The organism is Tumidithrix helvetica PCC 7403, from assembly GCF_965232925.1.
Taxonomy (GTDB): Bacteria; Cyanobacteriota; Cyanobacteriia; order Pseudanabaenales; family Pseudanabaenaceae; genus Tumidithrix; species Tumidithrix helvetica.
This window is the reverse complement of sequence record NZ_CBDDRA010000019.1, coordinates 108,895-124,467: the sequence shown is the minus strand read 5'-3', so window position 1 is coordinate 124,467 and position 15,573 is coordinate 108,895. Positions and strand designations below refer to the sequence as shown.

The window sequence follows — 15,573 nt, the reverse complement described above, 5'->3', positions numbered from 1 at the left end:
TCAGAGTACTTGGAACATCATCGCAATCCATCAAATATGGATAATGACAACTGTATGCTGGAATAAGGGGACTTTCAGTCCCAGGCAAACCTATGCACTTCCAGTGCATAGTGGTTTAGTTATAGCTTCTTGATAGACATAAATTTATGAGCGCACAAAACTGGTCGGGAATTCTCAAACAATTAATGGAAAAGCGATCGCTTACTGCGGAACAAGCAGCGGCTTTGATGCAGGGGTGGCTAGATGAAGCGATCGCTCCCGAACTTTCAGGGGCAATTCTCACGGCAATACAATGGAAAGGAGTCGATGCGGTAGAACTAGCCGCGATCGCTGGGGTCCTGCAGGATTCTGCAGTGAGCGTTGGGGATATGTCAACGAGCAATCCTAACTACCTATTAGATACCTGTGGAACGGGTGGGGATGGGGCTGAGACCTTCAATATTTCGACAGCGGTGGCATTTGTGGCAGCGGCGGCAGATGTCCCTGTGGCAAAGCATGGCAATCGCGCAGTATCGAGTCGTTCGGGTTCTGCGGATGTGTTGGAAGCTCTGGGCATAAATCTGACAGCACCCACGGAAAAGATTCACGCGGCGATCGCAGCCGTAGGTATCACTTTCCTATTTGCGCCTCACTGGCATCCTGCCATGAAAGCCGTGGCGACGATTCGCCGCAGTTTGGGCATTCGCACTGTGTTTAATCTGATTGGTCCTTTGGTAAATCCGCTCAATCCATCGGCGCAGGTTTTGGGCGTTTACGATCGCCAACTCACCCATGTCGTGGCAGAAGCGTTACGCTTGCTCGGACGTCAAAGGGCAGTGGTACTCCACAGTCGAGAGGGTATGGATGAAGCAGGTTTAGGCGATATTACCGATATTTCCTTTTTGCAGGATGGAGTGGTGACGGAAGAAGCGATCGCGCCGCAAAGTTTTGGATTGGCTCATGCAGCGATCGCTTCCCTGAAAGGTGGAAACGTGCAAGAGAATGCCGAAATCTTACGCGCGGTTTTGCAAGGAAAGGGAACGCAAGCCCAGATGGATTGTGTTGCCCTCAATAGCGGACTGGCTTTGCGCGTGGCAGGTGTTGCGACAACATGGGCAGAGGGTGTAGAGAAGGCTGCAGCGATCGTGCATAGTGGTGCGGCATGGCAGAAAGTTGAGCATCTAGTGAAATTTTTGGCGTGAAATTCATAAGAGTTCGTTGGGGCTTGCGTTCTTACCAATACGCGATCGCCCAAGAGATTCTCTAAATTTATACCAATTTCAAGAGAAATTGGTATCACCATAGCTGTGCCATGAAGTACAGCATAATTCTAGCCTGTTATTTTTGTAGATATCGCGACTTTGTTGCTTTAGTGAATCTTTAACGAAACCCTTTTGCTTGGGTTGACTCAGTCCACACAAACAACTCGCCATCGGCATTGCCAGCGGCTAATCGGTGACCTTGAGGCTGCCATTGAAGACAGGTAATCTCTGCCTCTGAGTTTTCCAGTGCCTGAATCCAGTTTGTGGCATCTTGCCAGAGACTCACCCTGCCATCTTCCCCTGCTGAAGTTAATACAGCGGATTTGGGCTTAAAGGCTACTAAACCCACATTGCCAACATGCCCTTGAAGAATTTGACCCTCCCAGCCAATTTCAGGATCGGGATGTCGCCGCCACACCACAACTTCTGAGCCACTTGATGAAACCAAAAGCGAGGAGTCGTTCGGCACTTTTTTCTCTTTCCCTGAAGATTTTGCGGTTTCCGCAAAATTCGTCCAAGCAAAGGCGCGTACCTTACCGGGAAATCCCTGCATTCGCCAAGGAGAGTCATCAAAGCGATCTCCCAACCACTCAAACAAGACAACCAAGTTATCTAGGGTATTCGAGGCTAAATACCGACCTGACGGGTGCCAAGTCATCAGTCCTGTGGCAGTTGGTAACTCAAAGTCGATCGGATCTTCATACCAATCGTTTACCGACCACAGCTTAATGCCCTGATAGCCGCCGACAGTGAGCCAGTCACCGCTGGGATGCCAGTTGAGCGCGAGTACCGAAGACTGCTCAAAATTGACGGTTGTAATGATATCTTGGCGATCGGCGCTCCAAACTTGGACATATTTTCCAAATGTAAATGCAAACTCGGCACGAACGGGATGCCATACCAAGTGTTCGATCCACTGGTTTCCCTTGCCTCCTAAATCGCCGCGATCGATCGCTACCTGTTTCATGGCATTTGTTACATCCCATAGGAGGATCTTGCCGTCTTGACCCGCCGCCACCAACCAGCGACCATCGGCAGAAAAACTGAGGCAATCTACGGAACTATTCGTCTCTGATTGAAGCCTTGTCAGCTTATCGGCGGACTTAATGACATCGTCATACAGCACAATTTCACCTGCTGCGGTTGCCGCTGCCAAGATTTTGCCATTGGGCGTCCAAGCGATCGCGGTGACATATTCGCCCAAAGTGGTTTGCCAGAGAGGTTTGACGTTAAGAACAGGTTTTAAGCTAGGCATGCACGAAATCCTTGGGTAAGTTGGTCGCGGTCTAGGTTACGACCGATAAACACTAGCTGATTTTGGCGAATCTCATCAGGCTTCCACAGGCGATCGCGCGTGCCATCAAACTGCATATGTACGCCCTGAAATACAAAGCGATTTTCCGAGCCAGCCACGTCAATAATGCCTTTCATCCGAAAAATATCTCCCCCTTGGGTTTGCAGCAGTTCGTTGATCCAAGCTTGAAACTTGTAAGGATCGACTGCTCCGCGATCGAGAATGCTCACCGACAAAATAGACTCGTCGTGAATGTGATTGTGTTCGTGTTCTTCGCGCTGGTGTTCTTCGTGGTCATGCTCGTGGTCATGGTCATGATGCTCGTGGTCATGATGCTCGTGCTCCTCATGGCTATGCGTAGCCTCCCCCAAGAAATCAGGGGATTTTTCGAGAATGCGCTGCAAATCAAAGCCACCAACGCCTAAAAGCTTCTCCACCTTAGATTCTTCGGGCTGGGTCAGTTGGGTGCGGTAAATTTTTGCCAGCACATTCATGTGGTGAATTTTTGCCTCTAGCGCTTCTAGATCTTTGAGGGGAACCAAGTCTGTTTTATTTAGCAAAATTACATCCGCAAAGGCAATTTGTTCCAATGCCTCGCGATCGCCCCAGTGTTGTTGAATGTGCTTGGCATCGACGACGGTGACAACTGCATCGAGCATGACTTGCCTGTGAATATCTTCATCCACAAAAAAGGTTTGAATCACGGGGCCCGGATCGGCTAATCCCGTCGTCTCAATAATTAAATGGTCGAATTTATGGCGACGACGCATTAAATTCCCAATAATGCGGATCAGATCGCCTCTGACGGTGCAACAGATGCAGCCATTGTTCATCTCAAAAATTTCTTCGTCAGCGTTAATTACCAACTGTTGGTCGATCCCAATTTCACCAAACTCATTCACGATTACAGCAACTTTCTTACCATGTTCGGCCGTGAGAATATGATTGAGTAATGTCGTTTTCCCTGCACCTAAGTAGCCTGTTAAAACAGTTGCTGGCACTTGTTGGATGGTTGGTGTTGTCACGGGTGTTGGCATAGTTCAAGATTTAGGTTAAGGATTTGCGAAATGACAATTCTTTCCTCAATTTTAGGAGCTAAAACCAGTTATACATAAAGTTATATAAACTGGATGTATTCCTAAATTTACAAATGTCGATTTTAAACGTCGATAGCAGAACATGAGTGATTGGCTCGAACATACTGTCCAGATTGAAGTAAATCATCCCGTAGAGCGCATTTGGGCTTTATGGGCAAACATTGAAATGATGCCACGCTGGATGAAATGGATTCAGGCTGTGCATATTACCCCTGATAATCCTAGCCTGTCCAGTTGGGAACTTGGCTCGAATGGGTTTACCTTTACTTGGCGATCGCGCATTCTCAAACAGATTCCTAACCAGATCATTCAATGGGAGTCGATCGATGGTTTGCCCAATCGCGGAGCGATCAGATTTTATGGTCGCCCAGAAAGTACGATCGTAAAAATGACGATTTCCTATGCTATTCCCGGAATAATCGGTCCCTTGATGGATGATATCTTTCTCGGTCGTATGGTAGAGTCAACCCTAAAGGCAGATCTTGAGAGATTTCGTGATTACGCTGATAAAGTTACCAAATCAGGCTAGTTAACCTAAAAAACTAGCGAGTCCAGTCTTAATTTAAAAAGGTTGACTAGACTTTGTAACACTTAACATATTAAGATTTGAAACTGAAACAATTGTTAATCTCTGGAATAACTTACCGTGGGGATTTTTCGTCGCTTTGCAAAAGACATTGGTATCGACCTCGGTACAGCCAACACCCTGATCTATGTATCTGGTGAAGGTATCGTATTGCAGGAACCCTCTGTGGTTGCTATCGATCAAAGAGATAAGACGGTCTATGCTGTTGGTGACGAAGCCAACAAAATGATTGGTCGTACGCCCGGTGATATCGTTGCCGTAAGACCTCTGAAGGACGGCGTAATCGCCGACTTTGATTCAGCCGAGCAGATGTTGAAAGCTTTTATTAATAAGGTTAAACACGGCGTATTTAATCCTCGGATTGCGATCGGGATTCCTAGCGGTGTAACAGGCGTTGAGTGGCGTGCTGTGATGGATGCCGCCCGTAGAGCAGGTGCTAGCGAAGTTTATCCGATTGACGAACCTGTTGCTGCCGCGATCGGGGCAGGCTTACCCGTTACCGAAGCAACGGGCAACATGATTATTGACATTGGTGGCGGTACGACCGAAGTCGCCGTCATGAGTTTGCAAGGTATCGTACTGAGCGAATCGGTACGGGTGGCTGGAGACGAACTCAGCGAAGCGATTATGAACTACATGAAAAAGGTGCATAACCTCGTTGTGGGCGAACGCACATCCGAAGAAATTAAAATCAAAATTGGTTCAGCTTACCCCACGACTGAAGAAGCTTCCATGGAAGTTAGAGGCTTACATATGCTTTCTGGACTGCCTCGCACGGTTACGGTAAAAGCAACCGAAATTCGCGAGAGTATGTCAGAGCCTTTGTCAGTGATTGTCGAAGCTGTAAAACGTACCTTAGAACGCACACCCCCTGAACTTGCGGCTGACATTATCGATCGCGGCATTATGCTCGCAGGTGGTGGTGCATTGCTCAACGGCATCGATACGTTGATTAGCCATGAAACTGGAATCGTCACCCACATTGCCCCTGCCCCCCTAAATTGCGTGGTGATTGGAGCAGGAAAAGTCTTAGAAGATTATAAGAACCTCGGTCGCGTGTTAACCAGTCGCATGAAAAATTTCTAGGTTGCTAGTACATGGAATCAATACGTCGTTGGTGGGGACGCTACAGTCTACAAACTGCTTTAGTAACTGGTGGGCTGGTCATATCATGGGTAATGCGTCAAACCAATGGCGTAGTTCTCATGGAGACTTATCAGTTTGTTAGTCGTCCATTTCAAGCACTGCACTCTAGCCAAGAGTTGCTCTCAGATGCCCAAACGCGGGAGTTGCGCTATCGGCTGACTGAGCTAGAAACACAAAACCAAAACCTACAAAAGCTTTTAGGGTCAAAACCTAATTACTCCGACGCGGGAAGTTGGGCGATGGTGATTGGTCGCAGTGCTGACTCTTGGTGGAATCAAGTGATTATTGCCAAGGGTAGCAGCGATGGTATTCAAAAAGGTGCGATCGCGGTAGGTCCCGGTGGTCTAGTCGGTCGCGTTACGGATGTCTCGCCCCATAGCAGTCGGGTATTACTGATTAGCGACCCCAGCAGTCAAGTGGGTGTGGTCGTAAGCCGCAGTCGCTATATGGGTATGTTGCGCGGACAAACCCAGACTACAGCCTCTTTGGAATTTTTTGAACGCGACCCCGATGTCAAGCCCGGCGACATTGTCTTAACTTCGCAGTTTAGTACTTTATTTCCAGCGGGAATTCCTGTAGGCAGAGTTTTGTCTGTCAACCTAGACAAGCAGCCAGCTCCAGAAGCAACGGTAGAATTTTCGGTACCCATTGGTTTATTGGAATTTGTGAAGGTCTATCCATTTACAGAGCATAAGTAGGGGTAAAGCACTCAGCGATTCATCTCTTTACGATATATAGATTAGTATTCTGAATGCTCTGCTTTTTCCCATACAGTTTTCTATGCCTTGACCTATGCCCAGCCAACAAAACTCTTGGTCTCCTAAATTAGTAGGCGCACTAGTTACTTTTGGTTCGTTGGCGCTTTGTATTTTGGCATTGCCGACCCGATTTCCAGGGATGACTCTCATGGATCTAAGCCCAAACTGGCTGCTGATCTGGCTCGTGGCATGGAGTATCAATCGTCCAGTGCTGTTAGCAGTGATGACAGGTACAGCCCTAGGCTTTTTACAGGATGCTATGACTATCCCCAGCGATGTCACGATTGCCCCAACCCATGCCTTGGGTATGGCGATCGCAGGTGGACTGACGGCATTACTCCAAAAGCAACGCTACATGCAAGAGGACTTTATCTCGATCGCGTTTATTGTATTTGGCATGGCAGTGGTAGTAGAAACCGCGATCGCCGTGCAACTGACTCTGATGGGCGCTGATGTCAATAAAGTTTGGTTACTGCACCAACGAATTGCACTAGGTTCAGCCATTCTCAGTAGCTTGTGGTCGCCTGTTTTGCATTTGCCCCTAAGCCGCTGGTGGCGATCGCAAGAGAAGGTCGAAGATTAAGCCCCAAAATTAAGCCCAGAAATTAAGCTTAAAGATGACATGCTGAAACAGCAAATTCACCTCAAAGAATACACAGCCGCCTATTTAGAACAGGGGGAAGGGTTTCCGATTATTTTTCTCCATGGATTTTTAGGAGAAAGTAGTAATTGGTTGCCCTTGATGGCGTCATTACAAGCACAAGCTCCAAGTAAATTTTGGTACATTGCGCTCGATCTACTGGGTTTTGGCAGTTCATCAAAGCCACGATTGAAATATGTGGTCGATAATCAGGTGGACTTTTTCACAGAGTTTATTACTGCCATGGGGATAGAGAAATTTGCCTTGGTCGGGCATTCCTATGGGGGGTGGGTGACGGCTGCCTACGCGATCGCCCATGCTTCAGAAGCTTCTACATTTTTAGAGAACATCACTCTGATCGCTCCCGCAGGTATCAGGGATGACAGCTTTGTGGGACGATATCAGCACCTCAGACCGTTACTTTGGGATACAAAGTTGGTAGATCTGGTGCTGGCGGCGATCGCCCCGATCGCTAACCTTGTCGGCAAACAAAAGCAATTTGCGACCGTTCAGATGGCGCGGCGAGAACTGATGCAGCAGCCAGTTGCGAGATCCTTCTTGGTCGATCGCTGGCGACCCGAAGATGCGATCGATACGGTAGAGACCAAAATTCACAAAATCAATGTGCCAACGCTAGTAATTGCTGGACAGCAGGATGACACCATTCCTTTGTGGCATTGTCAGACCTATGCAGAGCGAATTCCCAAAGCGAAGTTGGAAGTCTTCTCTGAGGCGGGTCATGACTTAATTCAGACCCATCGCGAAGCGATCGCGCAACTGCTTGCCGCTCATTACTCAGGATTGTGAATTAATCGCTCCGACTTCTTACCACTACAAGTCTGAACGGAGTTCGGCGAGTGATGTCGAATTGAGTCGAAGCAATTTAGCAATCGGCTTACGGAGGAAAACGTCTTCTAGTAGAGAGGACAAGGCGATCGTCGAAATCTTCAGTGATTTCGAGAGGGTCTTGAGGGGCGATTAAAGATGCATTTAATTCGGTTTTAAACGTTTTTGCTAGTTGGTCGATATGGTAGCAAGTTCTGAGATGCTTTCCCGCTAGGCAATCACAAGAGAGCGAGCCAGCCAATAAGTTAAGGGTATAGATATTGCCCGTACTCCCTAGGGTTGACCAAGTGCGAGGTGTAACTTGGGTGAATTTCAGTTTTGTTTGTAAAGCTGTCATAGACCGACTGTTTCTCCCTATCAAAATAGAATTTATCCAAATTTCATTGCAGGAATTGTCTGGAATCCCAGAGCCGATTTTTATCAAAAATGCTCTCACAGCAAGGCTTTTGTGTTGGTGGGTTGCTTGTATTGTGCGCTTTGTTTTTGATGTTTGATTATTGTACATTAATCAAAAAAATTAGCAAGCATTAATTTTGAAAGATTTGGTTTGCGGTGAATTTCGATCTACTTGGCAAATTACGATCGCTAGGCATACAATTCTGTTGCGATGAGGTTGCTAGGATACTTCTGTGCAGAATCTCTCAAATCTAGACGGCTCAGCCTAAATACACCTTGAAACACGCTCAAAAATACCCTTGATCTCTTCACCCTCACCTATCAAAATTCTGGCTTTGTTGAGTGGCGCGATCGCTACGAGCATCGCGATCGCTGGTATATACCTACCCGAAGAACGACTGATTTTACCCAGCTTAGCGATCGCTTCGGTGATGGTACTGCTGGTTTTAGTGCCTACAATCCAACGAGCCTTGATTCACTCTCCTTTGGGCAAACATTGGGATGTGACCCTGGCTGTTATTTTAGGGGGCACAATTCTCTGGATCGGTGGGCATGTTACTGAGTTGGATAATGCGTTTTGGATTTGGTTCAATAGTTTGAGGTGGGATGCCTTGGGCGCAGTCGGGCAAATTTTGATCGCAATTTTGGCAGTTTGGGTGGCATGGCGACAAAATGAAATTTCTGAAAAGCTTACGGGGCAGCAAAATGTAATTACCCAGCAGCAAACCATTGACGCTTATTTTCAGGGGATTTCAGACCTCGTCCTCGATCCGCAGGGTCAGTTAGAAGACTGGCCGCTAGAACGCGCGATCGCGAAATCACGAACTGCCGCGTTGATGGGTGGCTCTGACCCCGAAGGTAGGGCAAAAATCATCCGTTTTTTATCGAGTGCAAACCTGCTCACTCCACTCAAACGCGATGGACTGTTGGGGAGAGCGATTTTAGATGGGTCGGGCGGCTATGTGGTGGACTTGGCGTATGGCGTGCGGGTGATCAGTCTTGGTATGATGCTAGCGGGCAAAGATATGAGCGGTACGGATCTGCGCGGCTCTGATTTTAGCGGTGCTAACTTGATTAAAGCTAACTTTAGTGGATGCAATTTGACCGAGACCAACTTTAGTGGGGCAGTGTTGGCAAAAACTAATTTGCGAAACTGCGATCTGAGTAAGGTGAGATTGTTTTATGGCAGTCTGGCGACGACTTCCCCGCGAGATCGCCTACATAACCCAAACTTTGAGACAGGGGAATATACTGGTGCTGTGGTAGAGGAGGCAGATTTTACAAATGCCCAAGATTTATCTGAAGAAAATCGTAAATATCTCTGTGCTTGGGGCGGAAGCAAAACCCGCCGCACCATCCCAGGTGGTTGTGACGGCATTCCCAATCGCTTGGGACGATAAAAGAGCAGACAAAAGCATCCATATGAGAATTACCAGACTGTTTCTCAGCTTTCCGATTATTCTGAGTACGTTCTGCGGTTCGTTGCCTCTGTACGCTCAGACAAATGACTCTTCGCTTCCACCTGCAAGCGATACGCCCGAAGAGGTTTTACGTGCAGAGATTTATACAGAAGCGCGATCGCCGATCGATGGCAAGGTCTTAACTGCGGCAGAATATATCGAACTATCGGAGGAACTGAGTTCCCTCGATCGCGTTCCGCCCGATGCCTTTGTCTCCCCTGCGGTGCGCCGATTGATAGGGATGTTAAGACTGCGTAAATTCCTACGCCAAGTGATTCCATTCTTTCCTTAAGCTCAGTTCGGGATAAGGAACCCTGAAAAGCTATACGTCCCAAGGATCCCCCCAGCCCCCCTTGAAAAAAGGGGGGAGAATTCACATTCACTTGTCCCCCTTTTTCAAGGGGGATGCCCGATAGGGCAGGGGGATTAAACCCCTCGGTTCCAAAAAGTTGGCTTGCTTTGAGCTTAAGTCCTTAACCCGAATTCACGCTTCGTATTTTTGGCGCTCGGCGATGAGGGCTGTTTTTACCCGATCGCTTTCTGAGATAAAGGCTTGTAATTTTTCAGGACTAACGTCTATCTTGCCATAACGTGCCATAAGCTCAAACTCTTTACAGAGGCTGGAGAGGGCTATAGCTCCAAGTGTAGCGCTGGTAGATTTTAGAGAATGGGCATTGTCTTTAAGAACTGCTGTATCTTGGGTGGCGATCGCGGCTTGAATTGCAGAGGTCATTCTTTCGCAATCTGTCAAAAAAACATCGAGCATATGTGCTAAAAAACTGGGTTCGTCTTTAAACTGATTTAGGAGTGTTTGGATCGCCTTAGGATCGAGGACTGGCTCGGTTGAACTTATGGTTGAGGTTGAGGTTGAGATTTTAAATTCGCATCGTTTTAACGCTTGGACTAAATCTTCTAGCTTAATTGGCTTGCTGATGAAGTAATCCATTCCAGCTTCTAAGCAGATTGCCCGATCGTCGATCAAGGCATTGGCAGTCAGGGCAACAATTTTGATGGGGCTGGGTGGTTGCGGCGCACGCTCTGCACTATTGCTTGATTCCCAAGCATTCAAGTTCTCGCGTTCTATTTTCCTGATCCGTTTGGTTGTCTCTAATCCATCCATTTCTGGCATTTGGACATCCATGAAGATTATGTCATAGGACTGGGAATTAATGGCTGCGAGGACTTCAATGCCATTGTTGGCGATATCGGCATCATATCCCATTTTTTGGAGAAAGGCGATCGCTAGTTTTTGATTGAAGACATTATCTTCTGCTAATAGGATTTTTAGAGGCGATCGTGTTGTTGCAGAAGCACGATCGTCAGAAGGAGCAGAAGGAGAAAGGTGGACAGTGGGGGGAGGATTGTCGGAATTGCTCGATCGCACTACGATCGTGAAGTAAAAGGTTGAACCTTCTGTACTGACGCTATCATGCTGCCATCCCACAGGAGGGGTTCCACCTAAACAGCCATTGCTCTCTACCCAGAGCGTACCACCCATTAATTTGCACAAGCGATCGCTGATTGCCAAGCCTAACCCCGTTCCACCATAGTGACGTGCAATTTCAGGATCTTCCTGACTAAAGGGCATAAATAAGTGGGCTAAGCGATCGGGCTTAATGCCGATGCCACCATCTTTAATCGCAAATAGAATCTCAATGGCTTGAGTATCTCGACGATTTGCTAAATTCTCAGATGCTGGATGCTCTAGATTCTCGGTGTGGGAAGTATATAGATTTACGGACAAAGTTACCGCACCACGATTGGTAAACTTGATTGCATTCCCGATTAGATTGATTAGAACCTGTTGGAGTCGAATGATATCTCCCATAATCGAGGTGGAAACCTCAGCAGCGATCGCATAGGAAAGCTCGATCTGTTTATCTTGCGCTTTGACATTTAGCAAACTAACTACGGCTTGAATGCATTCAGGTAAATTAATTGGCGTTAGCACCAGATCTAATTTGCCTGCTTCAATTTTTGAGAAGTCCAAGATGTCGTTCACAATGGATAGCAAATTCTCGCCACTGGCACTAATGATATCGACAAATTCTTGTTGTTCGGCTGTGAGTTGCGTATCTAAAAGTAACTGGGTAAAGCCAAGTAGACCATTCATCGGTGTGCGAATCTCATGGCTCATCATTGCCAAAAACTCGCTTTTCGCAAGGTTTGCTTTCTCGGCTTCGGCTCTGGCTGCCTGCTCTTGCTCTAAAAGCAAAATTCGTTCTACTTCTAGTTGCTGGCGTTGGGTAATGTCTTCGATCGCAAGCAAAATTAGGCGACGACTGCCACTGGGATTCTTCCCGTCGCTAGATTCCTCAATTTGGCGGGCATTGAGCCGCATCACTTTATGACCGATGGTGGCAAACTCATGTTCTACTTCAAAGTCTTGAAATTGACGATTGGTTTGAATTAATTCCGATAGCAGCGATCGCAAACGGAGAATATTCCACTCACCGTTGCTGATATTGTAGATGAGATGGTTCTCAACTTGAGCGGGTACGAGCTGAAACATCTGATAAAAAGCGCGATTTGCCGAGACAATGCTCAAATTTGTGTCGAGTACGAGCAATGATTCCCATAGAGTTTCGACGATCGCCAAAGCATAATTTTGCGATGCTAACAATCGCTGTTCGCTGCGTTTGATCGGATCGATGTCGATCGCGACAATCACGGCTCCCACAATCTGATTTTCTCGGGTTTTATAGGGTCTAACGATCAGGTTATACCAACGTTGTTCTAAGTCTTGTACCTCCTGTTGACTGACGCTGAGCGTATCAATCACTTGCAAGACCAATTGCTCTAAGTTGTCGATCTTGAGATTATGTCTGATATCAAGGAACGATCTGCCTTCGTCTGTGGGAATTAGGTTAAACATGCGCTCTGCCATCTGGGTAAAGCGCCGAATGCGCAGATCGTTCCCCAAAATCAAAATTGGCAGGGCGACACTGCTGAGTAAATTGAGCAAGTCGTCATTGAGCTGCGCTGCTTCTAAATTTCGGTTTCGCAGTTCGTCGTTTACGGTATTCAGTTCTTCATTCGATGACTGAATCTCTTCTTTGGCGGTTTCTAATTCCTCATTGGTGCTTTGCAATTCCTCATTACTAGAGAGAATCTCTTCATTGGCGGCGCGAAAATCTTGATTGGTATTTTCCTGCTCTTCAATAATGACTTGCAGAAATTCTTTGGTTGACGCTAATTCCTGCCGAAGTTGGGCAATCTCTTGTTCTAAGAGAGTTTGTTTTGCATTTCGGCTCGATCGCGACGGTTTGCGAGAGGGAACGTTTGCAGAAGCGGGAATCGCTGGTGTTTGGGACAAATCGGTGGGCTTGGGGTGATGCTCAATCCCCCATGGTTCCTGCTCAAACAAAATCAAGTAATAGCGCAGATCGGCTGCGGTCGGTTGAAATGGAATCACAGAAATAGCGATCGTTGTGCTGATTTTTGGATCTTGGAGTTTGATGCCATACTTTTCGATCGGAATATTTTGCTTGATCGCCTGACGAGTTGCCGTTCGCAATTCTAGGGCTAAGCCCGATCGCGCCATTTTGAGAAGGTTAAAACTAGGCTTCCCCGTCGCAGGACTGAGATAGAGACTGGTATCGCCGCGAAATTGCAAAATTTCTAGGTCGGCATTGACGATCACCCCAGCAGGAGCATAGCGCTCGATCGCGATCCGATCGGCAATTTTCTGGATATCTAACTCATGGGAGGCATCATCTGTCATGGATTTACCAGACCTAAGATTGTCTGAAGTATAGCGATTTTGGGTGAAATCAAAGTTTAATCTTGTTGCGATCTCTTTTTTGGTATAAATCTTGCAATCTTTGTCCAAGGTGGTAAACAGGTCAATAAACCCGTGGGTGGTTTCAGAAGTGCCTAATAGTAAAAAGCCATTAGGACTTAGCCCATAATGAAAACTTTGCATCGCTTTTTTTTGAATCGCCTTGCCAAAATAAATCAGGACATTGCGACAACTGACCAAGTCTAAGTTGGAAAAAGGTGGATCGCTAATCAGGTTGTGTTTGGCAAATACGCAGAGTTCGCGGATAGATTTAGCGATCTGAAAGCCACCCTTGACTGGGACAAAAAAACGACGCAACCGCTCTGGTGAAACTCCTGCCATGCCATGCCGATAGATCCCAGTTCTTGCGGAAGCGATCGCCGACTCATTCACATCGGTGGCAAAAATTTGGATGGGTGGTTTGATCGGTAAATTTTCTAGAAACTCTACTAAGCAAATTGCGATCGAGTAGACTTCTTCGCCCGAAGAACAGCCTGCTACCCAAATTCGGATCGGCAAATTGTGCGATCTCTCGGCAATCAGATTGGGAAATATTTGGGTTTTTAATGCCTCAAACACTTCAGGATCGCGAAAAAAACTAGTGACATCGATCAATAAATCTTGAAATAAATCAATGATTTCTGTGGGATTGTCTAGGAGATAAGCGACATAATCTTCTAGTTTAGACATGCCCTGTAAAGCCATGCGTCTATGGATTCTACGTTTTAGAGTGGAGGGTTTGTAATTACTAAAATCAACCCGCATCTCTCGCCACAATATTGTAAAAACCCGATCGAGCGGTTCTTCATCCATCGGAGACAAAACAGATTCTTTCGCTGCTTCCTCTAGCGGGGGAGTTTTAGTTTCATCTTCGACAATTTCATCTTCTGTAGTTTCATCATTTGCCTTCTCTCCTTTAAGGGGATTTTTGGCTTCTTTACCTTCTATAATTTCATCTTCTGACTTCTTTCCTTTAAGGGGAGTTTTGGTTTCATCTTCTGTAGTTTTATCATTTATCTTCTCTTCTTCAAGGGAGGTTTTGGCTTCTTCGCCTTCCACAATCTCATCTTCTGACTTCTTTCCTTTAAGGGGAGTTTTGGTTTCATTTCCAGTGCTTTTATCTTCTAACTTCTTTCCCTTAACGGAAGTTTTGGCTTTATCTTCTACGATCTCATCTTTTGGCTTCTCTTCTTTAAGGGGAGAAGATGGGTTTTTCCCAACGGATTCCTGAGAAATTTTGACCAACTCTTTTGCAATTCCCTCAGTAGGTAGAACAAAATCTACATAACCCGCAGAAATCGCGCTCTCAGGCATCTGTCCAAATTGCGATGATGCCGCATTTTGAGCAAAGGTAATTCCCCCCGCTGTTTTTATGGCTTTTAGTCCTAGCGTACCGTCACTATCTGCACCAGATAGCACGATCGCGATCGCATCTTTACCGCATTCTGTGGCAAGCGATCTAAAGAATGTATCAATGGGTAAATGTCGTCCGTGGGTCTTTTCGCGTGGCAAAAGTCGCAAGACTCCTTGCTCTAGCAACATCTTTTTGTTCGGCGGAATTACATAGACATGGTTGGGTGCGATCGGCATCTCGTTTGTGACTTCGCAGACGGGCATCTGGGTTTGCCGAGCCAGTAACTCAGTCAACAGACTCTTATGATCGGGGTCTAAATGTTGAATCAGTACAAACGCCATGCCCGTATCTGATGGCAAATGTTTGAGCAATTGGGTAAATGCTCCCAATCCTCCTGCTGAAGCACCGATTCCAACGACTGGATACATAAGCGACCTGATGCCTAGATTTGGTTTAAAATCCCTTGTTTCAATTAAAAATTAAGGGGGAAACGTTTTTTAAGGCATTGACTTAAGCATACAAGATAAAACAAGTTTCGCTTTCCAAAATCGCAAAAAAATTATATACAGCGTTCCCAAATGATACAAATGAAACATAAGGCTTAGAGCGTGTTTGCGAAGTTTTATCCTCTCTCCCATGGAATTGGCTGCCGCGCATGAGTAAATTTGTCTTCGTTATAAGCGATCTAGCCCCCTAAATCTCCCAATTCTGGGGGGCTTTAAGAATTCTTTTTCCCCCAGAATTGGGGGGCAGGGGGCAATTACCCTCTTAGGATTGTCAATCGGGCGATCGTTCGGGATGGATTTCAGTTTTTTTTTAGAATTGGGAGGCTATCGCATAACGGATGGAATGAGCTGCGATCGCATTTGAGAAGCTTTGATGGCTGAAGATCCTCAAGATTTTCTGCTATGCTCATGCTTGAAGGAGCTTTTCTGTAAAGAATCGTATGGTAATCAAACAAATCATGCAATTAC

Annotated in this window: 12 protein-coding genes; 8 read left to right on the top strand and 4 right to left on the bottom strand. The window is 46.5% G+C overall.

Annotated features, from left to right (window positions below):
- Positions 1 to 146: 146 nt before the first annotated feature.
- Positions 147 to 1,181: an anthranilate phosphoribosyltransferase gene (gene trpD, locus ACP2WE_RS17655; RefSeq protein WP_425216863.1), complete on the top strand. Its 1,035-nt coding sequence runs from the start codon at positions 147 to 149 to the stop codon at positions 1,179 to 1,181.
- A gap of 178 nt (positions 1,182 to 1,359) precedes the next feature.
- Here trpD and ACP2WE_RS17650 read toward each other — a convergent pair whose 3' ends face one another.
- Positions 1,360 to 2,496, bottom strand: coding sequence for a WD40 repeat domain-containing protein (locus ACP2WE_RS17650; protein ID WP_425216862.1), 1,137 nt, complete (start codon positions 2,494 to 2,496; stop codon positions 1,360 to 1,362).
- Positions 2,484 to 3,572 carry a CobW family GTP-binding protein gene (locus ACP2WE_RS17645; RefSeq protein WP_425216861.1) on the bottom strand — a complete coding sequence of 363 codons (1,089 nt, stop codon included), beginning with the start codon at positions 3,570 to 3,572 and terminating at the stop codon, positions 2,484 to 2,486. Before ACP2WE_RS17645 ends, ACP2WE_RS17650 begins: the two co-directional genes overlap by 13 nt.
- A gap of 142 nt (positions 3,573 to 3,714) precedes the next feature.
- Between ACP2WE_RS17645 and ACP2WE_RS17640 the strand changes: the two genes are divergently transcribed.
- The 5 genes from ACP2WE_RS17640 (at position 3,715) to ACP2WE_RS17620 (ending at position 7,569) form a co-directional block, all read left to right on the top strand.
- Positions 3,715 to 4,161: an SRPBCC family protein gene (locus ACP2WE_RS17640; RefSeq protein ID WP_425216860.1), complete on the top strand. Its 447-nt coding sequence runs from the start codon at positions 3,715 to 3,717 to the stop codon at positions 4,159 to 4,161.
- A gap of 117 nt (positions 4,162 to 4,278) precedes the next feature.
- Entirely contained in the window at positions 4,279 to 5,304 is a 1,026-nt protein-coding gene (locus ACP2WE_RS17635) for a rod shape-determining protein (protein ID WP_330482665.1), read from the top strand.
- Positions 5,305 to 5,315: 11 nt separating this feature from the next.
- Positions 5,316 to 6,062, top strand: a complete 747-nt coding sequence (gene mreC / locus ACP2WE_RS17630) for a rod shape-determining protein MreC (RefSeq protein ID WP_425216859.1) — start codon at positions 5,316 to 5,318, stop codon at positions 6,060 to 6,062.
- A gap of 94 nt (positions 6,063 to 6,156) precedes the next feature.
- Positions 6,157 to 6,705 carry a rod shape-determining protein MreD gene (mreD, locus tag ACP2WE_RS17625; RefSeq protein WP_425216858.1) on the top strand — a complete coding sequence of 183 codons (549 nt, stop codon included), beginning with the start codon at positions 6,157 to 6,159 and terminating at the stop codon, positions 6,703 to 6,705.
- Positions 6,706 to 6,744: 39 nt separating this feature from the next.
- Positions 6,745 to 7,569 carry an alpha/beta fold hydrolase gene (locus ACP2WE_RS17620; RefSeq protein ID WP_425216857.1) on the top strand — a complete coding sequence of 275 codons (825 nt, stop codon included), beginning with the start codon at positions 6,745 to 6,747 and terminating at the stop codon, positions 7,567 to 7,569.
- 88 nt (positions 7,570 to 7,657) lie between these two features.
- Here the strand turns inward: ACP2WE_RS17620 and ACP2WE_RS17615 are convergent, their stop codons facing one another.
- Positions 7,658 to 7,945, bottom strand: coding sequence for a hypothetical protein (locus ACP2WE_RS17615; RefSeq protein WP_425216856.1), 288 nt, complete (start codon positions 7,943 to 7,945; stop codon positions 7,658 to 7,660).
- 358 nt (positions 7,946 to 8,303) lie between these two features.
- Between ACP2WE_RS17615 and ACP2WE_RS17610 the strand changes: the two genes are divergently transcribed.
- Together ACP2WE_RS17610 and ACP2WE_RS17605 are read left to right on the top strand one after the other, a co-directional pair.
- Entirely contained in the window at positions 8,304 to 9,404 is a 1,101-nt protein-coding gene (locus ACP2WE_RS17610) for a pentapeptide repeat-containing protein (protein WP_425216855.1), read from the top strand.
- A gap of 22 nt (positions 9,405 to 9,426) precedes the next feature.
- The gene (locus ACP2WE_RS17605; RefSeq protein ID WP_425216854.1) at positions 9,427 to 9,756 is read left to right on the top strand and encodes a hypothetical protein; all 330 of its coding nucleotides are present in this window, start codon (positions 9,427 to 9,429) and stop codon (positions 9,754 to 9,756) included.
- Between the two features lie 192 nt (positions 9,757 to 9,948).
- Here the strand turns inward: ACP2WE_RS17605 and ACP2WE_RS17600 are convergent, their stop codons facing one another.
- Positions 9,949 to 15,027 (bottom strand): chemotaxis protein CheB, encoded by a 5,079-nt coding sequence (locus ACP2WE_RS17600; RefSeq protein WP_425216853.1) that lies wholly within the window; start codon positions 15,025 to 15,027, stop codon positions 9,949 to 9,951.
- Between the last annotated feature and the right edge of the window lie 546 nt (positions 15,028 to 15,573).